Annotated in this window: 19 protein-coding genes, 2 pseudogenes and 1 CRISPR repeat array (1 of these 22 cut by a window edge); of the genes and pseudogenes, 12 read left to right on the top strand and 9 right to left on the bottom strand. The window is 67.7% G+C overall.

Features of this window, described 5'->3' with window-relative positions; translation table 11 throughout:
- Positions 1-13: 13 nt before the first annotated feature.
- Positions 14-937 (top strand): EthD family reductase, encoded by a 924-nt coding sequence (locus tag ABD264_RS09045; RefSeq protein WP_222128310.1) that lies wholly within the window; start codon positions 14-16, stop codon positions 935-937.
- Positions 938-1,065: 128 nt separating this feature from the next.
- Here the strand turns inward: ABD264_RS09045 and ABD264_RS09040 are convergent, their stop codons facing one another.
- From ABD264_RS09040 to ABD264_RS09030, 4 genes and pseudogenes are all read right to left on the bottom strand, one after another.
- Entirely contained in the window at positions 1,066-1,497 is a 432-nt protein-coding gene (locus tag ABD264_RS09040) for a helix-turn-helix domain-containing protein (protein ID WP_344205605.1), read from the bottom strand.
- 82 nt (positions 1,498-1,579) lie between these two features.
- Positions 1,580-2,514: pseudogene (locus tag ABD264_RS09035) on the bottom strand (AMP-binding protein); the annotation flags it as partial.
- Between the two features lie 196 nt (positions 2,515-2,710).
- A pseudogene (locus tag ABD264_RS12470) lies at positions 2,711-2,758 on the bottom strand (hypothetical protein); the annotation flags it as partial.
- A gap of 431 nt (positions 2,759-3,189) precedes the next feature.
- Positions 3,190-3,342 carry a hypothetical protein gene (locus ABD264_RS09030; protein WP_157053080.1) on the bottom strand — a complete coding sequence of 51 codons (153 nt, stop codon included), beginning with the start codon at positions 3,340-3,342 and terminating at the stop codon, positions 3,190-3,192.
- Between the two features lie 288 nt (positions 3,343-3,630).
- Between ABD264_RS09030 and ABD264_RS09025 the strand changes: the two genes are divergently transcribed.
- The gene (locus ABD264_RS09025) at positions 3,631-4,053 is read left to right on the top strand and encodes an organic hydroperoxide resistance protein (protein WP_055082468.1); all 423 of its coding nucleotides are present in this window, start codon (positions 3,631-3,633) and stop codon (positions 4,051-4,053) included.
- Between the two features lie 159 nt (positions 4,054-4,212).
- Here the strand turns inward: ABD264_RS09025 and ABD264_RS09020 are convergent, their stop codons facing one another.
- On the bottom strand, positions 4,213-5,130 hold the full coding sequence (locus ABD264_RS09020) for a sulfite exporter TauE/SafE family protein (protein WP_344205601.1): 918 nt from the start codon (positions 5,128-5,130) through the stop codon (positions 4,213-4,215).
- 220 nt (positions 5,131-5,350) lie between these two features.
- Between ABD264_RS09020 and ABD264_RS09015 the strand changes: the two genes are divergently transcribed.
- On the top strand, positions 5,351-5,518 hold the full coding sequence (locus ABD264_RS09015; protein WP_170221141.1) for a hypothetical protein: 168 nt from the start codon (positions 5,351-5,353) through the stop codon (positions 5,516-5,518).
- Positions 5,519-5,591: 73 nt separating this feature from the next.
- Here ABD264_RS09015 and ABD264_RS09010 read toward each other — a convergent pair whose 3' ends face one another.
- The 3 genes from ABD264_RS09010 to ABD264_RS09000 all read right to left on the bottom strand — a co-directional run bounded on the left by ABD264_RS09010 (position 5,592) and on the right by ABD264_RS09000 (position 9,349).
- Positions 5,592-5,903, bottom strand: a complete 312-nt coding sequence (locus tag ABD264_RS09010) for a CDGSH iron-sulfur domain-containing protein (RefSeq protein ID WP_344205598.1) — start codon at positions 5,901-5,903, stop codon at positions 5,592-5,594.
- Positions 5,900-6,997: an iron-containing redox enzyme family protein gene (locus tag ABD264_RS09005; RefSeq protein WP_303106338.1), complete on the bottom strand. Its 1,098-nt coding sequence runs from the start codon at positions 6,995-6,997 to the stop codon at positions 5,900-5,902. The genes ABD264_RS09010 and ABD264_RS09005 overlap by 4 nt, the downstream gene beginning before the upstream one ends.
- A 129-nt stretch (positions 6,998-7,126) precedes the next feature.
- Positions 7,127-9,349, bottom strand: coding sequence for a catalase (locus tag ABD264_RS09000; protein WP_344205595.1), 2,223 nt, complete (start codon positions 9,347-9,349; stop codon positions 7,127-7,129).
- Between the two features lie 184 nt (positions 9,350-9,533).
- On the opposite strand from ABD264_RS09000, the gene ABD264_RS08995 reads away from it, so the two are divergent.
- The gene (locus tag ABD264_RS08995; RefSeq protein WP_303106341.1) at positions 9,534-10,121 is read left to right on the top strand and encodes a GNAT family N-acetyltransferase; all 588 of its coding nucleotides are present in this window, start codon (positions 9,534-9,536) and stop codon (positions 10,119-10,121) included.
- An 86-nt stretch (positions 10,122-10,207) separates the two neighbouring features.
- Here ABD264_RS08995 and ABD264_RS08990 read toward each other — a convergent pair whose 3' ends face one another.
- Entirely contained in the window at positions 10,208-10,888 is a 681-nt protein-coding gene (locus tag ABD264_RS08990) for a hypothetical protein (RefSeq protein WP_144943021.1), read from the bottom strand.
- 211 nt (positions 10,889-11,099) lie between these two features.
- Between ABD264_RS08990 and cas3 the strand changes: the two genes are divergently transcribed.
- From cas3 to cas2e, 8 genes are read left to right on the top strand one after another with little or no spacing between them, the layout of a single operon-like run.
- On the top strand, positions 11,100-14,162 hold the full coding sequence (gene cas3 / locus ABD264_RS08985; protein WP_344205593.1) for a CRISPR-associated helicase Cas3': 3,063 nt from the start codon (positions 11,100-11,102) through the stop codon (positions 14,160-14,162).
- A complete protein-coding gene (gene casA / locus ABD264_RS08980) occupies positions 14,159-15,802 on the top strand; it encodes a type I-E CRISPR-associated protein Cse1/CasA (protein ID WP_303106344.1) in 1,644 nt (547 codons plus the stop codon). The genes cas3 and casA overlap by 4 nt, the downstream gene beginning before the upstream one ends.
- Positions 15,799-16,431, top strand: a complete 633-nt coding sequence (gene casB, locus ABD264_RS08975) for a type I-E CRISPR-associated protein Cse2/CasB (RefSeq protein WP_344205590.1) — start codon at positions 15,799-15,801, stop codon at positions 16,429-16,431. The genes casA and casB overlap by 4 nt, the downstream gene beginning before the upstream one ends.
- A 25-nt stretch (positions 16,432-16,456) precedes the next feature.
- On the top strand, positions 16,457-17,599 hold the full coding sequence (cas7e, locus tag ABD264_RS08970; protein ID WP_055085795.1) for a type I-E CRISPR-associated protein Cas7/Cse4/CasC: 1,143 nt from the start codon (positions 16,457-16,459) through the stop codon (positions 17,597-17,599).
- Positions 17,596-18,300 (top strand): type I-E CRISPR-associated protein Cas5/CasD, encoded by a 705-nt coding sequence (gene cas5e / locus ABD264_RS08965; RefSeq protein ID WP_330446052.1) that lies wholly within the window; start codon positions 17,596-17,598, stop codon positions 18,298-18,300. The genes cas7e and cas5e overlap by 4 nt, the downstream gene beginning before the upstream one ends.
- Positions 18,300-18,989, top strand: a complete 690-nt coding sequence (gene cas6e, locus ABD264_RS08960) for a type I-E CRISPR-associated protein Cas6/Cse3/CasE (protein ID WP_344205584.1) — start codon at positions 18,300-18,302, stop codon at positions 18,987-18,989. The genes cas5e and cas6e overlap by 1 nt, the downstream gene beginning before the upstream one ends.
- A 4-nt stretch (positions 18,990-18,993) precedes the next feature.
- Positions 18,994-19,941 carry a type I-E CRISPR-associated endonuclease Cas1e gene (gene cas1e / locus ABD264_RS08955; RefSeq protein WP_303106350.1) on the top strand — a complete coding sequence of 316 codons (948 nt, stop codon included), beginning with the start codon at positions 18,994-18,996 and terminating at the stop codon, positions 19,939-19,941.
- On the top strand, positions 19,938-20,294 hold the full coding sequence (cas2e, locus tag ABD264_RS08950) for a type I-E CRISPR-associated endoribonuclease Cas2e (protein ID WP_301439940.1): 357 nt from the start codon (positions 19,938-19,940) through the stop codon (positions 20,292-20,294). The genes cas1e and cas2e overlap by 4 nt, the downstream gene beginning before the upstream one ends.
- Before the next feature lie 65 nt (positions 20,295-20,359).
- A CRISPR array of direct repeats spans positions 20,360-21,137; the repeat unit is 29 nt; unit sequence GTGCTCCCCGCGCCTGCGGGGATGAGCCC (it continues 1,813 nt past the right edge of the window).

Here is a 21,137-nt window from a genome sequence, read left to right as displayed (position 1 = left end):
AAGGCACCCCCGAATGATCACCCTGACCATGTTCCTGAAGAAGGCCCCGGGCATCACCCACGAGGAGTTCGTGCACCACCACGTGACGGTGCACGGCGCGCTGATGCGCTCCATTCCGGAGGGGCGCCAGCACATCCTGCGCTACCTGCAGACCCACCCGGGGGACACGGGCATCTCCTCGGTCACGCCCGCGGACTTCGACGGCACCGCGCAGCTGTGGTTCGACAGCCCCGAGGGGCTGGACGCGGTCATGGGCTCCGAGACGTTCAGGAACGTGGTGGCAGCGGACGAGCCGAACTTCCTGGACCAGCGGGCCACGCTCGTGGTGGTGGGCGAGGCCCACCCGATCATCGGTGACGCGACCACCGAGACGTCCGCCGTGCTGCCCCTGGGGCCCCGGGAGGACCGGTTCGGGACCCTGCCCCGCGGGTGCAACCACGTGGGGCTGACCGTCCCCGACATCGACTCCGCCACGGAGTTCCTGCGCGCGGCCTTCGACGCGAAGCTCGCCTACGACGGCCTGGGACCCGGCGATCCGCCGCGCGAGGGCGAGGAGACCGAGCAGCAGCTGGGGCTGCCGTCCGGGGCCGCGATCACCCGGCAGCGCATGGTGCAGATCGGGACGGGCCCGAGCATCGAGATGTTCCAGGTCGAGGGGGCCCAGCAGCAGGCCCCCGCGAAGCTCAGCGACCTGGGGCTGAACCACCTCTCGGTGTTCGTGGACGACGTCGACGACGCCCTGCGCCGGGCTGTCGCGGCGGGCGGCGAAGCCCTCTCGGAGCCCCACCCGAACTCCCCGCACGAGGACACGGAGGGCAACGCGAGCGTCTACGTGCGCGCGCCGTGGGGAACGCTCTTCGAGCTGCAGGCCATCCCGGGCGGGCACTGGTACGACGACACCGCTGAGATCCAGGTCTGGACGCCGCCGGCCCGCTGAGGGCCCCGTGCGTCGCACTCCGGGGCCGGGTCAGCCGCAGTCGATCCCCAGAAGCGGCGCAGCGCCTCTGCGCCCTCGCAGGCCACGGGCATTTCGGGAAGGTGCCCACCGCTTGTGGGCGGGCGTCGTCAGTCTGTGTAGAACTCGAAGTCGTTGTCGGCATCCAGCTCCCGCAGCTTCTGGAAGGCCGTGCGCCGCTGTGCTTCGCGCTCCTCGCGCAAGCGGAGCACGTCAGTGCGGCGGAACCGGGCATGGGATCCGACCGTGAAGGAGTCGATCATGCCCTCGCGAGCCCACCGCAGGAGGGTGGGGCGCGAGAGGCCCAGGAGATCGGCGGCCACGGTGCTCGTCAGCTCCTCGGGCGTCTGGGCGATGTTCGCCGAGCCGTGTTCCGCGATGGCGGACAGCGCGCGGAGAAGTGTTCTCTGAACCTCCGCCGGGAGGGCTACATCGTGGCCTGCGGCATCGCGAAGAACCAGGCTCGTGCCGTGCTGTGCCGGGGGTTGCGCCTCCCGCACGGTCTGTGCCGAGATGTTGATCCGTTCGACGGTGGTCGTCATGGCGTGCTCCTGGAGCGCAGTGGTCACTGTTCGTGCAGTTAGACCTAACGCATTTCCACTTATAAACGAACGACTGGTGCTCTCACCGCTCCAGGTCCAGGAGCTTCAGCGCTTCCTCGCGCATCTCCACCTTGCGGACCTTGCCGGTCACGGTCATGGGGAACTCGTCCGCCACGTGCACGTAGCGGGGGATCTTGTGGCGGGAGATCTTCCCGTCCGCGAACTCCAGGATGGCTTCGGCGGTGAGGGCGGGAGCGCCGTCGCGCAGCCGCAGCCAGGCCATGAGCTCCTCGCCGTACTTCTCGCTGGGCACGCCGATCACCTGGGCGTCCACGATGTCCGGGTGGGTGCCGAGGAACTCCTCCACCTCGCGCGGGTAGATGTTCTCGCCGCCGCGGATCACCATGTCCTTGATGCGCCCGGTGATCTGCGCGTAGCCGTCCTGGTCCATCACGGCGATGTCCCTGGTGTGCAACCAGCCGTCGGAATCGATGGTCTCGCGGGTCTTCTCCTTCTGACCTCGGCAGCCCTCCTGACCGAGTAGCCGCGGGTGTGGAACTCCCCGGCCGTGCCGCGCGGCACGGTCTCACCCATGGAGGGATCCACGATCCTGACCTCCACGGGCGGGCGCACCCGGCCCACGGTCTCCACGCAGCGGTCCAACGAGTCGTCCGCGCGCGTCTGGAAGCTCACCGGCGAGGTCTCCGTCATGCCGCAGCAGATCGCGACCTCGCTCATGTGCATCTTGTCGATCACCTTGCGCATGACCTCCATGGGGCACGGGGAACCAGCCATCACGCCGCTGCGCAGCGAGGACAGGTCGTAGTCCCCGAAGTCTGGCAGCTCGAGCTCGGCGATGAACATGGTGGGCAGCCCGTACACACTTGTGGCCTTCTCCTGGGAGACGGCGCGCAGCGCGGCCCGCGGGTCGAACCCCGGCCCCGACAGGATGATCGCGCTGCCGTGGGACGTGGCCGCGAGGTTTCCCATCACCATCCCGAAGCAGTGGTACAGCGGCGGCGCCGGAGAACCATGTGGCACGCGGCGCCACGGTGCTCGTCAGAATCCCTGCGAGTACCAGGGACCCGGCGGTCAGTCGGACCTGGCGTTCCAGATCCCAGCGTTCGTGACCGGTGCGCACCGCGCGTCCGGCGTCGCGCCATGCGTCGATCCCGCCGGTCAGGACGGTTGCGCTCGTCATACCCGCCGAGGTCAACAGCTCCGCGGCGCGCGTTGAGCGGGCTCCGGAGCGGCAGATCACCACGGTGACGCGGGGTAGTAGCTGCCCGATCTGCCGGGTGTGCTTCTCGATGAGAGCCAGGGGGCGTTGACGGAGCCCGGAATGTGACTGATGCCGAACTCCGCGGGGGTCCTGACGCCCAGGAACAGCGGTGCACCCTCATGGGGGTCCTGGAGTTCGGAGGCGGAAACGGTGGCGGGTGAGGACATGGTGTTCTCCTTCTCGAGTGGCTGTCGGACGGGACGGTGCCCGGCTCGGGTGCGGGGTGTCACAGGGTCAGCCCAGGAGCCGGGGCACGCTTTGCAGGGCGGTGTAACACCCCGTGAGCACCAGCAGACCGGCGAAGCCCAACGACAGCAGGCGCGTGTTGATCCGGTGGCCCACGCGGGACGGTTCTCGGGGTCGTCGTGGTTCGAGGACGGGCGGGACCAGGCCCGAAATCGCACCCGAGATCACGACCACCAGGGAACCCACCGTTGCGTGGGTCGGGGGAGTCCCGGGGCGAAGGTGCGCATCGGCACGGTCATGATGGCCCCGCCGCCGCCCAGCGCGCCCATGACGAGCCCCACCAGCAGCCCTGCGATGACGACGATGAGCGCGATCACCCCTGCGGGATGATGACGGTCCTGGGGTGCGTGCCGAAGCGAGCCGTGCTCGCTGCAGCACATGCCCCCGGGGGGGGCAATTTTGGAGCGAGGGAGAACGGCGTGCGGATCACGCGGTGGGGTGCAGGGGAGGGGGATTCCGGGTGGCCCTCACCGGCCCGTCCCGCATGAAAAGTGCACGTCTAGATTGTGGACAATCCAAATACCGCGACCTACCATCGATTGCGGTCGCACCACCCGGCGTTCAGTGCCGGGGCTCACCGGCCACGGAAAGGACGAGGAATCATCATGAACGCTATGTACACCGCGGAAGCGCTTGCCCAGGGCGCGGGCCGCAACGGCAGCGTCGCCACCAAGGACGGGTCGCTGCAGTTCGACCTGGCCGTGCCGAAGGAGATGGGGGGATCCGGGGACGGTGCCAATCCCGAGCAGCTTTTCGCCGCCGGGTACGCGGCCTGCTTCCACTCCGCCCTGCAGATGGTCGCCCGCCAGCAGAAGGTCTCGCTCGGTGATTCCGCCGTGGGTGCCCGCGTGCAGATCGGCGACAACGGCGCAGGCGGGTTCACCCTGGCCGTGCAGTTGGAAGTGATCATCCCCGAACTCGAGCACGACGCGGCCCAGGAGCTCGCGGACGCCGCGCACCAGGTCTGCCCCTATTCCAACGCCACGCGCGGCAACATCGAGGTCACCGTGACCGTGGTGGAGGACTGACGAGCGCGTCGCACCGCGCCCGACGAGAGCGCACGGCACGTCCCCGGCGTCCTGGGGCCCACTGAGGCCCTGACGGGGCCGTGCCGTGACGCACGGGCGGGGGCCACGAGCCCCACGGCGCCGAGGGGGATGTCACGTCCCCTCGGCGCGACGTCGCCCTCAGACGCTCTCGGGGACGCGCACCTCGGTGCGCAGGGTCGCGGAGCGGCGGTCGGCGAGTTCGCGGCGCACGACCCAGACGACCGCGACGATCCACAGCAGGGCGAGCGCGCCGAGGATCGCGTAGTACGCGGCGTCGCCGGGGAGGCGCGCCTGCACGGCGTCCAGGCGCAACAGGGTACGCGTGTTCGTGAAGATGATGAGTCCGCCGGCGCCGACGGCGAGGATGCGCGGGGCGAGCCAACGCACGAGCCACGCGGCGATCGGCGCGGCCACCACACCGCCGATCAGCAGAGCCAGGACCATGCCGAAGTCGACGCCCTGGCTGCCGAGTGCCATCAGGAACCCGATGGAGGCACCCAGACTGACCACGAACTCGGACGTGTCGATGGATCCGATGACCTTGCGCGGGGCGATCTTGCCGGAGGCCAGCAGGGTGGGGGTGCCCACGGGGCCCCACCCACCGCCGCCGATCGCGTCCATGAAGCCCGCGACCGTGGCCAGGGGGATCAGGAAGAATCCGCGCACCTTGCCCGTGAAGTTGGGGCGCCGCCCGCCGAGCCGCAAGAACCTCCACACCACGTAGCAGCCCAGCAGCAGCAGGATCACGGACATCACCGGTGCGGCGGCCTTCCCGGAGACGGTCAGCAGGTGGGCACCCGCGAACGCGGCGATCCCGCCGGGGACCGCCATGAACCCCACGACGCGCCAGTCGATGTTGCCGAAGCGCCAGTGCGAGAGCCCGGAGGCCAGGGTGGTGCCCACCTCCGCGAGGTGCACGGTCGCGGAGACCGAGGCGGGGGTCAGGCCCACGGCCAACAGCAGGGTGGAGGAGGTCACGCCGTAGGCCATACCGAGCGAACCGTCCACGAGTTGCGCCCCGAAACCCACCAGGGCCAGCAAGATCAATGTGCGCACGGTGCGACTCCTGTGCAGTCGAAGGGGTGAGATGGCTCAGCCTAGGAACCGGGCGGGCGCTCACCTAAGGAATGTTGCGCCGTGCGTCACAACGTGTAGTGCGATGACATCCGCTTGACATCGGCCGGGGGACGTCTCCCCTTGTCAGCCGTCAGTACGCTGACGAGGATGGGAGGGTCAGCGATTCCGCCGACCGAGACGTCCGAGGAAAGGACAGCACGTGGCAGAGAAGAATCCCGCCAACGCGGGCGAGGAATCCATCAAGATGAGCCCCCAGGAAGAGAGTGCGGCCCTGGGCCGGGAGACCCAGGAGGACGCCGAACCCGCCGACGAGGGCGTGGGCGCCATGACGGACAACAAGGGCGACGAGCCCGCCACCGAGAACTGACCTGAACCACTACGCGATCGGCCCGTGGCATGTGCCACGGGCCGATCGCGTATTCAGGTCTCTGGTGTCCGGCTCAGTCCTCCTCGCCGGGATCCTCGCGGGGGTTGCCGATGTTGTACCGCGGCGGGCGGGTGCGGAAGTTCGCGAGCTTGTGCGAACCGTCGCAGAACGGCGCGATCGACGACATGTTGCACCGGCACAGGGCGACGACGCGCCGCGGCGGCTTCTGCGGCTCGGCCCCCGGTTCCGGGGCGATCAGCACGTCACCGCGCACCAAGAGCGGTCCGTCCGGGCACGGGGTGATCACCACGGGATCCTCGGCGTCGTACGCCACCGAGAGGACGGGGCTCCCGTCGTACGTGGTGCGGGGATCCTGCTCGCTCACAGGGCCACCCGCTCTTCGGCCGGGGCCTCGGAACCCACGGTCTGCAGTCCCGGCATGCTCCCGCGCAGGGAGGTCCTCCCGTCAGACCAGCACTCGAGCATGTGATCACCCATGAGCCCGTCCACGTACAGGCACGCGGCCGCGCCGAACAGGACGTCCTCGAGCAGCTCGGGCTCGTCCTGGGCGAGCGCCCCGGCGAGGTCACGCGCGGCGATCTGTTCGTGAACGGCGTCGGCCTCCACGTGCTCGTCGTAGTACCAGGTGACGTCCGCGTCGTAGCCGAGCTTGCGGAACGCCCGACCGTAGTACTTGTTGGGGATCGAGGACGTCATCTCGAACGCCGCGAGGTGACCCGCGATGGCCCCGCGCAACCGGCGGTGCAGTCCGAACAGGCTCATGAGGTTCATGGACGCGAGCGTGGGGGCGGGCACGAGGTCCAGGTAGTGGTCCGGGGCGTCGTCCAGGCCGAAACCTCGCATGGTCTGCGCGAAGATCGTGGCGTGCACGCGCTCGGGACGGCCCCCGCCGTACTCGTCCGACTGGATCTCCACGAGCGCTGCCTTCGCGCGGCCCCGCAACCGGGCGATGCCCCACGAGTGGGGGTCCGCCTCGCGCAGCGTGTAGATGGAGCGGTGGACCAGGAACTCGCTCAGGATCTCCTCGCTCGGGTGCCGGGCGAGCCACGTGGCCAGGGTGGGCTTGGCGTCCCCGCCGGTCATCGCGAACATCGTGTCCACGAGCTGCGCGGAGTCACCGGGCAGGGGATCGGGCAGGGGCACGCGACGGCGCAGCTCGGCCTCGAAACCGGCCTCGAGCACTGTGCGCACGCGCAGCAGCTCGGGATCCCACTCGCGGTCCGCGGTCACGAATTCCGCGGGCCCGTAGTGCAACAGGTAGAGCAGGAACAGGGTCAGCTGCAGGTCCTCGTCCGCGAGGACGTCCTGCGACGCGTCAACCGCGGTGGCCGCAGCCTCGGACATTGCCGCGTACCCGCTCGCCGGGGTCTCCTCCGGGCCGGTCAGGATCTCCAGGAGGGCCGTGCTCACGGGTCCGCGAGCGGTCGGGGCCACGGTTCGGGTGGGGGCGGTCGTCATGATGGTGTTCTCCGCTCGGGAAAATGGGTGCTCGGCGCGGGTGGGGTGCCTCTGAAGACGGGGATTGCCCGCGGACCGCGGTGGAGCGGTCCGCGGGCAATCGGCGGAAATAGTACGACTACTTCCTATTCATGAGGCCAACATACCCGTGGTCGGGAAACGTTCCCAGACCCGGTGGCTGCCGAGCAGTTCCAACACGGTGCTCAGTACGTCCTTGGCGGAGTCCGCGCTCACGACGCCGGGCGTCTGGGCGATCTGCAGGGCGTCCAGCACGTCTGTGCCGGGGCCGAACGCGGCGATCGCCTTGGCGTGGCGCCACATCTCGTTGAGCAGCAGGCTCACGCGGGGGTCGATGTCACCCGGGCTGGGGGCACCGGCCTTCGCGTCCAGGCCACCGGCCACGGGGTTCACAGGAGCGCCGGCGGTGGCGACCACCACGGCGTCGAACTCGATGGACCGTGCCGTGAGCAGGGTGCGGTGCGCCACGATGCCCGGGGCCACCTCACCGCCCTGGGGTGCGATGACGAGCGGGACCATGTCCGCGCCGTCGATCTCGGAGACGAGCGTGGCGAGCTGGTCGGCGTCCGTGTCCGGGCCCACGAGGATACCCACCTGGCGCCCGGCCACGGGCCACGTGCCACCCACCTGGGACAGCGCCGGTGAGGGGTCCACGTCCTGGGCGGGAGCCACGGTGGGCTCCTGGTCCGGCAGACCCAGCGCCTGCGCCACCGCATGGCCGAGCGCGGGATCGATCGCGAAGAGGTGCCGCAGCTGACGCACCCGGATGGTCTCGTCCCAGCACTTGCCGAGCTCGAACGCGTACGCCTGCGCGGTGTGCTCACGCTCCACCTCGCTCAGGGAGAGCCAGAACATGCGCGCCTGGGAGAAGTGGTCGTCGAAGGACTGCGGCCGGGCGCGTTCCTTCACGGACTCCGCCACGGGGGCCGGGTAGTCGATGAAGGCGTGCTCGCCCTCGGGCGTCTCGAACGGATTGCCGCCGTCCAGCGAGTTGGGGCGGTAGGGGGCCACACCGGAGTGCACGGCGCTCTGGTGATAGCCGTCCCGCAGCATGTCGTTGACCGGGGCGTGCGGACGGTTGATGGGCAGCTGGTTCCAGTTGGGACCGCCCAGGCGGGTGATCTGGGTGTCCAAGTAGGAGAAGAGCCGGCCCTGCAGCAGAGGATCGTTGGTCACGTCGATGCCCGGGACCAGGTTGTTCGGGTTGAACGCCACCTGCTCCGTCTCCGCGAAGTAGTTGGAGGGGTTCCTGTCCAGGGTCATGAGACCCACGGGTTGCACGGGAACCAGCTCTTCCGGCACGAGCTTGGTGGGATCGAGCAGGTCGATGCCCTGGAAGCTCTGCTCCTCGTTGTCCTCGAAGACCTGCACGCCCAGCTCCCACTGCGGGAACGCCCCGGCCTCGATGGCGTCCGCCAGGTCACGGCGGTGGAAGTCCGGATCTGCGCCGTTGATCAGCTGGGCCTCTTCCCACGCCACCGAGTGCACACCCAGGTGCGGCTTCCAGTGGAACTTCACCAGCACGGTGCTCCCGTCCGCTGCCACCAGGCGGAAGGTGTGGACGCCGAAGCCCTCCATGGTGCGGAAGGAGCGCGGGATGCCGCGGTCAGACATGTTCCAGATGGCGTGGTGCTGTGCTTCGGTGTGCAGGGACACGAAGTCCCAGAAGGTGTCGTGCGCGGATTGCGCCTGGGGGATCTCGCGGTCCGGGTGGGGTTTCCCGGCGTGGATGACGTCCGGGAACTTGATGGCGTCCTGGATGAAGAACACCGGCATGTTGTTGCCCACCAGGTCCCAGGTGCCCTCGTCCGTGTAGAACTTGGTGGCGAAGCCGCGGGTGTCACGGGCCAGATCGCCCGAGCCGCGGGAGCCCAGCACGGTGGAGAAGCGCACGAACACGGAGGTTTCCTTGTCCTTGGCGAACAGGCCCGCGCGGCTGAGCTTGGTGGCCGAGCCGTAGCCGCGGAACGTGCCGTGGGCACCCGCGCCGCGGGCGTGCACCACGCGCTCCGGGATGCGCTCGTGGTCGAAGTGGGAGATCTTCTCGCGGAAGTGGTGGTCCTGCAGCAGGACGGGCCCGCGGGCACCGGCCTTCAGTGTCAGGTCCGAGGTGGTCAGCCGCGTGCCGTGGGCGGTGGTCAGGTAGTCACCCTGCTGGGCCATGCTCGTGGCCGGGACGTCCGTGGTGGCACCCGTGGGGGTGACACGCTCGGGCGAGCCCTGATCCGGCTTGGGTGGCAGCGGCGGGTGTGCTGCGGTGGGCTCTTCGATGGTCGGCTCGCTGGTGCCGGGAACTCCCGGCACCTGGGGTGACTGGTTCTCGTGTGCGGACATGACGATCCTCCTACGAAGCTGACGCACGCCGCGGTCATGGAGTGCGACGTGGTGCTCCCATACTGTCAGCACCCTTGGGGGTGGGCATACACCTGTAGGGAGGCAGTCGCCGTCATGCCCGGTTGTGAACCTGTCACGGGCTGCGCGCGCGGACCGCGCGGCGTCGTCGTGAGACAGTGATCCCATGACGTGGACACCGGTGACACTGCGCGGGCGGCTGGTCCGCCTGGAACCCCTCAGCCGCGAGCACCTGGACGGGCTGATCGGGGCCACCGAGGACGGGCGCATGTGGGAGCGCTGGTACACGAGCGTCGCGGACCCGGACGGGATGGCGGCGACCGTGGAGCAGCGGCTCACGTGGCAGGACGAGGGATCCATGCTGCCCTTCGTGACCGTGCGGCAGGCGGACGGCGCCGTGCTGGGGATGACCACGTTCTACGACCCCCAGTGGGCAGTGCCGCGCGTGAGCGTGGGCCACACGTGGAACCGGGCCTCCACCCACGGAACGGGCACCAACGCGGAGTCCAAGCTGCTGCTGATGACCCACGCGTTCGAGGAGCTCGGCTGCCAGTGCGTGCGCTACGAGACCAGCTGGGCCAACCAGCAGTCGCGCACCGCCATCGAACGCCTTGGCGCGCGCCTGGACGGTGTGCTGCGCGCGGACCGGTTGGAGCGCAACGGGGTGCTGCGGGACACCGTGGTGTACTCGGTCCTCGCCCACGAGTGGCCCTCGGTGAAGACCGGGTTGGAGGCGCGGGTGGCCCGGCGCTGAGCCCGCCACCCCAGGAGAAACGATGGCTCAGTCCGTTCAGTGGCTCGCGCTGGCGATTGCCGGGCTGGTGGTCCACAGCCGGATCGTCACGTGGGTGCGCCCGAGGTGAGCTGCTGTGCGGAGGGCGCGTGAGCGGCGTCGTCGTCCGGCAGGCGGACGGAACTTGTCAGGGCGGTGAGGCTCGGGCGGCGCGGGGTGGAGCTGAAGCCGAAGTCCGGGGCGGGGGTCATGTCCGTGAGGGGGCCCAGATCATGGCCGCCCCACGTGGCATGCGAGAACGTGATGGTGTGGAGGTCGTGCGCGGAGTACCACTCGGTGCGGCCGCCGCCCGCGGTGCCCAGCGTGCGCACGCCGGGCATGACGCGGCGCGCCACCGGATCCGTGAGGCGGGCGAAACCGAGCGACGCGCCGAGCGGGCGCGGCACCACCTGCAGGAGGTACCCCAGCGGTGCTCGCGGGCCCACGCTGAACTGCCAGGCGAGGGGCCCGGCGGTGACCGTCCAGCGCGAGCCACGGGAGAACCCGGTGCGGGTCACGCTCACGGGCACGCGGGCGACGGCGTCGAACGTGTAGGTGGCGGAGACGAACTCGGCGACCCACGGGTCCGGGGCGAGCAGCTCACGGCGGCCGTCCGGGTGCGCGACCATCACGTCAGCGAACGGCCCGTGCGGGGTGCTCGACCAGCAGCCCAGGACAAGGCGCGTGCCGCCTTCGGTTCCGACGCCGGCGATGTGGCCGGTGAAGCGGTGGGTGGGGGAGGAGGTCATGGGGCCAAGGGTAGTGAGTGCGGCGGTGAAACCCCTGGTCAGGCTGTCGTACTGTGGTGGGCAGTTCCCCGCGGTGCGGGGGTGAGCCCCTTGTGGTTTTGACGTGCCCATGATCCCCGCGCTGGCGGGGTTAGCAGGGCGCCTCTCGGTCTCGAAGAAGAAATACAAATCTTGTAGTTTTAAGGATCCCCGTGTGGCAATATGAATCTACATGGAGCGAGTGTGCTCCACCTCACCGACACGCATAGGAGACCCCGTGAAGCTCTCGTCAGACGCGTGGCAGCTGTGGGCCAAGACTCCGTCGAAGCACGCACGGGAAGCGGAGGAGTTGGGGATTCGGGCGTGGTTGGCACTTCCGCAGCATCTTCGTGATGCGGCGGATGTTGGGGAACGGCTCGTCACAGAGTGGCTCCCCCGGCAGCTGCAAGAGCGCCTCGCGGGGATCTACGGCGGTGACCTCGAACAGGCCTCACAGCTGGTGGGTCTCCTGTGCGGGGTTCATGACGTAGGGAAGGCGGATCTTGTCTTTCAGGGCCAGCTCGACGGTTCTTCGGAGCACGGCTGGCTGTGGGACCAGGTGCGGGCCCTTCCCAGCTGTCCGAGGCTCAAAGGAGGCGCGCCCGAGCCAAAGCCCCAGCACGCTGAGGTCTCGGATCTGATCCTGCGACGGTGCTTCGCCCGGTTCTTCCCGGAGGCGAACCCGGCCGCCACCAGATCCGTCGCGGTCACAGCTGGGTGCCACCACGGACGCCTGGGTGAACTGGGGCCTCACACGGGGCCGGGCGGTGGGCGCGCACACCAACTGTCCCTGTGGCTGGACAGCCACGGAGCGGCATGGGCTCAGCTGTGGGACGAGATGGTCGAGGACATCATGGAGCGCACCGGGGCCCGGAATGCGCTCGACCACGTGCTCCTCGAGGGTGGCCTGGGCATCGCAGACCAGGTGATGCTGTGCGGCCTGGTGACCATGGCGGACTGGATCGCCTCCAACCAGGAGCTTTTCCCGCTCAGCGAGAGCGGCCGGCACGACATCGAGGCATCGCGTGCGAACAGGGCCCTGGAGCAGTTGAACCTGACCCGCGCGTGGGAGCCCGTCGGCGCTGCTGCGCCCCCTTTCAAGCGACGCTTCGGGTGGCCGGAGGGCGCGTCTTTGCGCCCCTGCCAGAGCGCTGCTGTCGAAGCGGCGGCGGACTCGAAGGGCCCGCGTCTGGTCGTCATCGAGGAGGAGATGGGGCAGGGGAAGACGGAAGCGGCACTCCTGGTGGCCGAGGTCATTGCCGGCCAATGCGGAGGCGGGGGAGTGGCGTTCGCCCTGCCCACCATGGCCACGGCGGACTCCATGTTCTCCAGAGTGAAGTCCTGGGTGGAAACTCTCGAAACGGATTCGAGTGTCCCGCACTCCCTGTTCCTGGGTCATTCCCGGTCCTGGCTGGAGCCGCGGAACGAGAAGCTCATCCGACAGACACGGGCGGTGGGCGCCAGAGGTGGCCAGAGCGTCGTCGCTCACGAATGGTTCACGGGCAAGAAGGGAATGCTCGCGGAGTTCACAGTCAGCACCGTCGACCAGGTGCTGATGGCGGCACTGAGCACCCGGTACGTGACCATGCGGCACCTGGGTCTGGCGGGCAAGGTGGTGATTCTGGACGAGGTCCACTCCTACGACGTGTTCACGTCCAGCTACATGGAACGGACGCTGACGTGGCTCGCCGCACACGGAGTGTCCGTCGTCCTGCTCTCCGCGACACTGGCTTCCGGATTGCGGTGCCAGCTGGAGAACGCCTATCGCACCGGACTCGGGGCCAATCCGCGACCCCATCCCGACGCCATTGCAGGGCCCGTGGAACCACAGGCCCGGGGCAAACTGGCGGCCCGGGCGGGGACCGGCGGATCCCGGGGTACGCGGGATACAGGGGCGACGACGTCGGTCCCCGCCTATCCGAGGATCTCCGTCACCGGGGCGACTGGCACGCACTTCACCCCCATCAGCGCGCGGTCGACGCACCGTCGCGTGCAGATGAACCTGGTGCGGGACGATCTCGAGAGTCTCGTCCACCTCGTGGCATCCCACGCCGAGGACGGCGGGGTGGTCGGGCTGGTGTGCAATACCGTCTCACGTGCCCAAGAGGCCTACGAGCACTTTGTGGAGCACTTCGGCGAGGACGTGGTGGAACTACATCACTCCCAGTTCACGGCGGGGGACAGGTCCGAGCGGGAGCAGCGGCTGGTCACCGAACTGGGCCCTGCGGTGCACCGTGGCGCTGGCAGGCCCGCCCGGCGGGTTCTGGTGGGAACGCAGGTGCTCGAACAGTCCCTGGACATCGACCTCGACCTCCTCGTCACAGACCTGGCCCCGGCGGACAGCTTGGCGCAGCGGGCCGGGCGGTTGCACCGTCATGAGCGGCCGGAGACTGACAGGCCGTCCTCGATGCGGGAGGCGATGGTGTACGTCCGGGGTGTGGATGCATCCGGGGGACTTCCGGAGTTCGAGGCGGGAGCGAGGGCCATCTACGGGGATCGAGTGCTGCTGTCCACCTTTGCCGTCATGCAGCCGTACTTCTCCGGCGAGCCCTGGTGTCTGACCCATGAGCTGGAGACCGTGGTCGAGGAGATCTACCGGGGAGACCTTTGTGTACTCGATTCCTGGCAGGAAGCGTATGAGGTGGCACGAGCTGAGGAAGCCCAGAGGGTGGCTGCAGCTCGGGACAAAGCCGGGAAGTTCCAGCTTGTGGCACCCGCCGAGAGTCACGGTGACATGCGACGCACCCTCGAACGGATGATCGTCTCGGATGCGGACAGGAGCGATTCGCTGGCCGCTGCCCATGTGCGTGACATTGAGCCCTCTCTCGAGGTCCTCGTGGTTCAGGAGCAGGACGGCCTGCTGAGCCCGCTCCCATGGATGTTGCCGACCGGGGCGGGAAAAGAAGAGTGGTTCCTCTCCGAGACGGCGGTGCCGCCACCGCGTTTCTCCCGGGCAGTGGCCATGAGCACGGTGCGGTTGCCGCAGTGGTTGGTGGCGCCGTGGGAACTCGATCGGGCTATCGGCGAGCTGGAGGCGCTGGGGATGCGGGCGTGGCAGGAGGACTTCCGCCTGCGGGGACAACTGGTGATCCGGTTGGACGAAAAGCTGCACGGACGCATCCTGGGCAGGGCATTTGGATATGACCCTGGCGTGGGGATACACCGCCTGGACGAGGTTGATCCGGATGATGGCCTTCTCGACGATGACGAAGATTTCGACGTGTGGGACACAGAGGAAGAAGAGGGGTTTCAATGAGCGGTCAGACGTTCAATCTGTTGCGTGAGCCATGGATAAAAGTGCGGCGCCGGGACGGGGTGGTGACCGAGGCCGGACTCCTGGAGTTGTATGAGCGAGCTACGGAGTTCACGGACCTCGCGGGTGAATCACCCACTCAGGATCAGGCGGTGTTCCGGATTCTGGAAGCGGTGCTGATCCGTGCGATGCGCCGACACAACTTCTTCGCGCCGGACAGCGACCCGGTGGATGCCTGGGAAACCATTCAGGGCGCACAGGAACTCGGCGAGCTGGTGAACAAGTATCTCGTGGAGCACGAGGCGCGGTTCGACCTCTTCGATCCTGTGGCACCGTTCTTCCAGGTCGCGGATCTTCGGACAGGCAAGGGCGAGCATCCGGATGCCTCCGTGCTGATCCCCGACGTGGGACCGGGACTCTTCTCCACCTCGACAGCCGCGGCGCGGAGCCGACTCCCCACTGCCGTGGCTGCGCGGTGGCTCATCGCAACCCACGCGTACGACATTTCCGGCATCAAATCCGGTGCCGTGGGTGATCCGCGAGTTAAGGGTGGGAAGGGATATCCCATTGGCACGGGCTGGGCTGGAGCGATCGGTTCGGTTGAGATCCTGGGACCGACACTGCGGGACACACTGGTCCTGAATCTTCCGATCGAGGAACTGCTCAAGGATTCCCGGCACATCAATGCTGACCTACCACCGTGGGAACGCACGCCGGACAGCGCCGCTCCTCGCGCCGTGGAAGAAGTGCATCCCGAAGGTGTGGTCGATGTCCTGACGTGGCAGCAGCGGAGAATCCGTTTGTTTCCCAGCACTGACGGAAAATACGTCGAGGGCGTGCTGATCTGCAACGGGGACAAGATTCAGCGGGCCAACAACTTCGCGGATCCCACCACGGCCTACAGGTATTCCAGTGTCCAGTCGAAGAAGGCCGGTGTGGACGTCTTCTTCCCCAAGACCCACGACCCTGAACTGACGGTCTGGCGCGGAATCCAGAGCATCTTCTCGGAGGACGCCACGGAGCCGGGGCAGGACAAGAATCCTGCCCTGGTGAGCCAGCTCCGGACGGACCTCGCGTTGCCCATCGCCCAGAGGTATGGGAAGGAGCGCACGATGCTACGCCTCACCGGCGTCAGCTACGGAACCCAGGACGCCGTCGTCAGCAGCGAGATCTCCGAGACCTACCCCGTCAACGTGCGGCTGCTCGGCGACGACGCGGGACAGCTGCGGGACACCGCGGTGCGGGTGATTCAGCGGGTCATGTCCTTCCGCGGCAGCATGTCGTGGTTCCACAAGCAGCTGCTGGTCTGTGCCGGGGCCTCGCCCGAGGAAGCCCCGACAGCCCCGGTCCAGGCGTGGCTCTCCGCACTCGAGACGGAATTCGTGGCGTGGCTGAGCTATCTGGGAGACCTGCCCGACCCACAGGACGCCGAAGAGGAGTGGGCTCGCCGCATGATCGCGGTGACTCGACGGTTCGTGGAGCAGGCCGTGGACGCGGCGGGGCCCCGCGCGGCTATCGGTCGCAGCGAGCAGAGCGAGGCGGGGAAGATGATTCTCCACTCGTCCGCGCGCTATGAAACGTGGATCATGTCGAAGCTTCGCGAGAATCTGAAAATCTTGAAAGGAGAGGTGAGCGCATCATGACCGAGACATCAGTGTCGGTGCACGAAGAAGAAAGCACCCCAGAATCAGCGCCGAAGAAGAGAACTCTGGATGCCGCCGTCGGGACCTACATCGCGGGGCTGCAACGGGACTTTCTGGGCGGGCGGGAGGGTTCTGCCCGGGCCACCCTGGCACGGCTGCGACAGGCCGTGGACGAAGCCCCCGGGGTCAATCCGGACGTGTGGCAGATCGTCCTGGAAATCCTTCCCGAGCAGTTCATCGGTTCCCGGGACGAGCCGACGAAGGGCGAGTGGGCGGCCCACCTGGCTCTGACGCTTTACGGAGTGCATCAGCAGGGCAACACCAGGCCAATGCACGAGCTTGGCATCAGCTTCGGCACCGCGATGGGCGGGCTGATGCGGGAGCGTCCCTCGGCCAAGTCGCGCTATGACGCACTGCTGACCGCCAGCCATTTCGCCGGTCGCAGGAACTACCTGCGCAGCCTCACCGGGCTGCTGTCGACCGACGGGATCCCCGTGGACCACGGCCGGCTGGCGCTGGACCTCTTCAGGCTCCAGAGCGCCGACGACAAGAATTCTGTGGTGCGGGTCTGGGGGCGCGACTTCTATCGCGCGTTCGCCTACCGCAGCACCGAGAAAGCATCCGACTGATTTCCTCCCTCCGAAAGGAAAGATCATGACCACGTACATCGATTTCCACGCACTGCAGACTCTCGCTCCCAACAACATCAACCGTGGCGAGGACGGCGCCCCCAAGACGGCGTTCTTCGGCGGTGTGCAGCGGCAGCGGATCTCGTCGCAGGCCCTGAAGGCCGCTCAACGACGCAGCTTCGGCGACTACCTGGACCGTTCGGAACTGGGGACTCGTACCAAGAGGGTCGTGGAGCTGGTCGCCCAGAGCATGGTGGAGCTCGACGCCACCGCGGACTACGACGATGCCCTGAAGTTGGCAGAGGCGGCATTCAAGAAGGCGGGCATCAACGTGAGTGCCCCCAAGGCCAAGAAGTCGGACACAGAGCCCAAGGCACCGGCGGCGGGTTACCTGGTGTTCCTCGGCCACCACCAGGTGGACCGCTTGGCCCGCGTGCTCCTCGAGCGGGGCGAGGCCGGGCTGGCTACCAAGAAGGAGGCCCAGGAACTCCTGGACACCGAGCACGCGGTGGACGTGGCGCTGTTCGGGCGCATGGTCGCGGAGGACGCCACGCTGAACGTCGACGCCGCGGTGCAGGTGGCACATGCTCTGGGCACCCATGCCGCTGTTCCCGATTTCGACTACTACACGGCCATCGACGAGATGGAGCGCCTCAACGAACAGACGGGCGCGGGCATGATCGGCACTCTCGAGATGATGTCGTCGACCGTGTACCGCTATGCGACGCTCAACGTGGATCAGCTCGTGGCCAATCTCGGCAGCGTGGACGCGGCTGTGCGCGCGGCGGAGGCCTTTGCGGCCACGTTCATCGAGAGCCTGCCGTCGGGGAAGCAGAACACGTTCGCCGCGCACTCCCTGCCCGAGCTCGTCTCGGTGGCGGTCCGGGACCGTCGCCCGGTGAGCTACGTCAATGCGTTCGAGAAGCCCGTCGAGGTGGATGAAGGCGGCAACCGACGGGTGGCTGCCACGACGGCGCTTGCGAGCGAGGCGCAGGGTGTGGAGGACACCTATGGCATGTCGCCGCTGCACGCCTGGGTCATGGCTGTCCCCGCGCTGCGTGAGAGCGCCGAGGGACTGGGCGAGAGCGTGAACCAGAAGCGACTGGTGGAGGCCGTCGGAGAGGCTGTTCGAGAGGCGGCGGGCACTGCCGCCGAGGCCGCACGATGAGCGTTCTGATCCTGCGTCTAAAGGGTCCACAGCAGTCGTGGGGGACATCGTCCCGCTACAGGACCCGGGAGGCCGGGACGGAGCCCAGCAAGTCCGGCGTGATCGGCCTGCTCGCCGCCGCGCAGGGGCGATCCCGGGAGAGCGAGCTGACGGATCTGCTCGAGCTGGGTTTCGGTGTGCGAGCCGATCAGCCGGGCCGGCTCATGGTCGACTACCACACTGCACGTGTCCGCGGGGCCAAGAACTCGTCGCTGTCGTCGCGTCACTACCGGGTCGACGCTGCCTATACAGCCGCGATCTCTGGCCCGGACAGCCTGGTCGCATCCCTGGCGGAGGCCATCGACTCGCCGCGCTTTCCGCTTTATCTGGGTCGCCGGGCGTGCCCTGCCCCGGTGGATCTGCTGGGCGGAGTGCTCCCGGGCGGCGACGTCGAAGCGGCGCTCCGTGACGTGGAAGCCACGCCGTGGCTGGCATCCGAGTGGTATCGCAAGGAATCGGCAAAGGTCGTGTACCTGCCACTGGCCAGGGACGCCCGTTCGGGCGAGGTGGGCGAAACGGTCCAGGACGTGCCCGTGAGTTTTGATCCCCGCCACCGGCTCTACGACGCCCGGGCTGTGGTGCGTCCGACCCCTGTGAGGATCGAGAATCCCGACGGCGTGGACGTTCAGGACGACTTTTTCCAGACGGTCAAGGAGGGCTGATGTACTTCAGCAGGATTCAACTCAATCCTCAACGGCGTGAATCCAGAAAACTGCTGGCCAATCCCCGGGCCATGCACGGTGCGGTGGAGGCGTGCTTCCCTCCCACCCGTGATGTCCAGGAGGGGGCCCGGAACCTGTGGCGGGTGGATGCCGACAGGTCAGATGTGCGCCTGTACGTGGTCTCGCCCGAGGTCCCGGACATGCAGCACCTGGTGGAGAACGCAGGGTGGGAGAGTTCGCCGGTCGAGACCATTGACTACGACCGTTTTTTGGAGGGTCTGAGGACGGGGCAGGAGTACAGCTTCCGAGTGACGGTCAACCCTGTGAAGCGCCAGTTCGTTCAGGGGCAACGCGGAAAGCTGATGCCCCATCTCACGGAGGAACAGCAACTGGCCTGGTTTGACGAACGGTCCTCCGGCTGGGGGTTTGAGACCCTCGAGTTTCCCCAGGAACGGGGAACGCCGGATGAGGACGCCACTGTCAAGTCGGTACGCGTGGTCCAGCGGCACGACCGGGTGTTTGGCAAGCTGGACGGTGACAGTCGCCGGACGGTCACTCAACGCCAGGTGACCATCGCGGGTCAGTTGCGCGTCACGTCCGCGGACCTGTTGAGATCACATCTGACGGGCGGGATGGGCCGGGGCAAGGCGTACGGGTGCGGGCTGATGACGTTGGCCAGAATCCGGTGACCTCGTGACTGGCGCCCCGCCCCCGGAGACCAGGGAACTTGTCCGGGCAGAAGAGCGGTTGTCCTTCGTGTACCTGGAGCGTTGCGTTGTTCATCGGGACAGCAACGCAATCACTGCGACGGACGAGACTGGAACCCTTCACATCCCGGCCGCCATGATCGGTGCTCTGCTCCTGGGGCCCGGTACTCGTGTCACGCACGCCGCCATGAGTTTGATCGGAGCTAGTGCGGCAACTGTGGTGTGGGTGGGTGAGGGAGGTGTTCGTTGCTATGCCGCCGGCCGGCCCCTGGCGCGGTCGAGCCGACTCCTGGAAGCCCAGGCGAGAGCTTTTGCCAACCAGCGGCAGAGGCTGTCCATCGCGCGACGGATGTACGAGTACCGATTTCCCGATGAGGACGTATCCACCCTGACCATGCAGCAGCTCCGTGGGCGGGAAGGGGCGCGGGTCAGGCAGCTCTACCAGCGTGAGGCTGCACGGACTGGTGTCGAATGGGTGAGGCGGGACTACCGCCCCGGTGATCTCGCGGGATCGGATCCGATCAACCAGGCTCTCTCCAGCGCCAACACGTGCTTGTACGGGGTGGTGACGGCTGTGATCCATGCTCTGGGAATGAGTCCTGGGCTCGGATTCGTCCACGTGGGTCACGACCAGAGCCTCGTCTACGACGTGGCAGATCTCTTCAAAGCGGAGACGACAATCCCTGCATCTTTCGACGTGGTGGCCCAGGGCAGCGAAGACCCCGCGAATGACGTGAGAAGGCTTCTGCGGGACCAACTCGTCACCGGACATGTGATGGACCGGTGTGTGGACGTCCTGCGTGAGATGTTCCTGGACGCGGAAGAACGGGATGAGGTCATGCGAATTTTCTACGACGACTCCATGTCGCTCTGGTCTGGCCGGAGTGAAGGCCGTGTGCCGACGGGGAAGAACTTCTCCCGGGAGGACTCGTGATCGTCTTGGTTCTCTCGGCCTGCCCGGTGGGCCTCCGTGGGGACCTGACGAAATGGCTTTACGAAGTTTCCGCCGGCGTTTTTGTGGGCAAGGTCAGCGCGCGGATTCGGGAGCACTTGTGGGAGCGCGTACTGGAGTCATCCGGTTCAGGGCGGGCCATCCTCGTGTGGAATGCCAAGGGAGAGCAGGGCTTGAAGTTCTCCGTCAAGGATCACCACTGGGAACCGGTGGACCTCGATGGTCTGACCTTGATGAAACGTCCCTCGCGCACCAAGCCCCGCATCTCTCCTGAGCTCAAGCCTGGGTGGAGCAAAGCCGGTGCTCGTCGCAGGTCCGGCGGCCGGAAGAGCTGACCGCGAAAGTGTCGAAGTCGAAGGAAAAACCCACTTCGGGGGACACTAACCCCTAGTCACCAAGTGTGCTCCCCGCGCCTGCGGGGATGAGCCCCGGATCTTCTTGCCGGTCTCGGCGATCTTCCGGTGCTCCCCGCGCCTGCGGGGATGAGCCCGCTGAGCGACACGAGGCCACGGTGGAGTCCGTGTGCTCCCCGCGCCTGCGGGGATGAGCCCTAGCCCCCATGCTATCGGTTACGCGCCGGCGGGTGCTCCCCGCGCCTGCGGGGATGAGCCCGTGGACCCTGTGGAGGTCACCTGCTGGCGGGCGTGCTCCCCGCGCCTGCGGGGATGAGCCGCTCGCCCGCCATGCGGTCTATGGTCGCCCTGTGTGCTCCCCGCGCCTGCGGGGATGAGCCGAACTGCTGCACTTCATCGTCGCCCGCGGGCTCGTGCTCCCCGCGCCTGCGGGAATGAGCCCACTGCACGGATGGTCCCGGGCACGGTCCTGGAGTGCTCCCCGCGCCTGCGGGGATGAGCCGGTGGACGACGAAGCAATGAAGGATGACCTCATGTGCTCCCCGCGCCTGCGGGGATGAGCCGTGGACCTCGCCGTCGGCGAATGGCCCGCGATCGTGCTCCCCGCGCCTGCGGGGATGAGCCCCCGTGTCGGGGCGGGCCGTGACCGTGGTTGTGGTGCTCCCCGCGCCTGCGGGGATGAGCCCACTGTCATACGCCGGTGGTCCACTGGTCGTGGGTGCTCCCCGCGCCTGCGGGGATGAGCCCGTGACCGCCTCAGTGAGGGACCAGGACACCTTGTGCTCCCCGCGCCTGCGGGGATGAGCCCCAGCTCAACGTCACTGG

This window comes from Kocuria salsicia, assembly GCF_039532055.1.
GTDB lineage: Bacteria > Actinomycetota > Actinomycetes > Actinomycetales > Micrococcaceae > Kocuria > Kocuria salsicia.
Note: the sequence above shows the minus strand (reverse complement) of the source record. Positions and strands in the feature narration are given on the sequence as shown.

Excerpts from the sequence above, each read along its gene's own strand:
- ABD264_RS09045 (WP_222128310.1), top strand. The coding sequence starts at position 14 with ATGATCACCCTGACCATGTTCCTGAAGAAGGCCCCGGGCATCACCCAC.
- ABD264_RS09040 (WP_344205605.1), bottom strand. The coding sequence starts at position 1,497 with ATGACGACCACCGTCGAACGGATCAACATCTCGGCACAGACCGTGCGG.
- ABD264_RS09025 (WP_055082468.1), top strand. The coding sequence starts at position 3,631 with ATGAACGCTATGTACACCGCGGAAGCGCTTGCCCAGGGCGCGGGCCGC.
- ABD264_RS09005 (WP_303106338.1), bottom strand. The coding sequence starts at position 6,997 with ATGACGACCGCCCCCACCCGAACCGTGGCCCCGACCGCTCGCGGACCC.
- ABD264_RS09000 (WP_344205595.1), bottom strand. The coding sequence starts at position 9,349 with ATGTCCGCACACGAGAACCAGTCACCCCAGGTGCCGGGAGTTCCCGGC.
- ABD264_RS08995 (WP_303106341.1), top strand. The coding sequence starts at position 9,534 with ATGACGTGGACACCGGTGACACTGCGCGGGCGGCTGGTCCGCCTGGAA.
- ABD264_RS08990 (WP_144943021.1), bottom strand. The coding sequence starts at position 10,888 with ATGACCTCCTCCCCCACCCACCGCTTCACCGGCCACATCGCCGGCGTC.
- cas3 (WP_344205593.1), top strand. The coding sequence starts at position 11,100 with ATGGAGCGAGTGTGCTCCACCTCACCGACACGCATAGGAGACCCCGTG.
- casA (WP_303106344.1), top strand. The coding sequence starts at position 14,159 with ATGAGCGGTCAGACGTTCAATCTGTTGCGTGAGCCATGGATAAAAGTG.
- casB (WP_344205590.1), top strand. The coding sequence starts at position 15,799 with ATGACCGAGACATCAGTGTCGGTGCACGAAGAAGAAAGCACCCCAGAA.
- cas7e (WP_055085795.1), top strand. The coding sequence starts at position 16,457 with ATGACCACGTACATCGATTTCCACGCACTGCAGACTCTCGCTCCCAAC.
- cas5e (WP_330446052.1), top strand. The coding sequence starts at position 17,596 with ATGAGCGTTCTGATCCTGCGTCTAAAGGGTCCACAGCAGTCGTGGGGG.
- cas6e (WP_344205584.1), top strand. The coding sequence starts at position 18,300 with ATGTACTTCAGCAGGATTCAACTCAATCCTCAACGGCGTGAATCCAGA.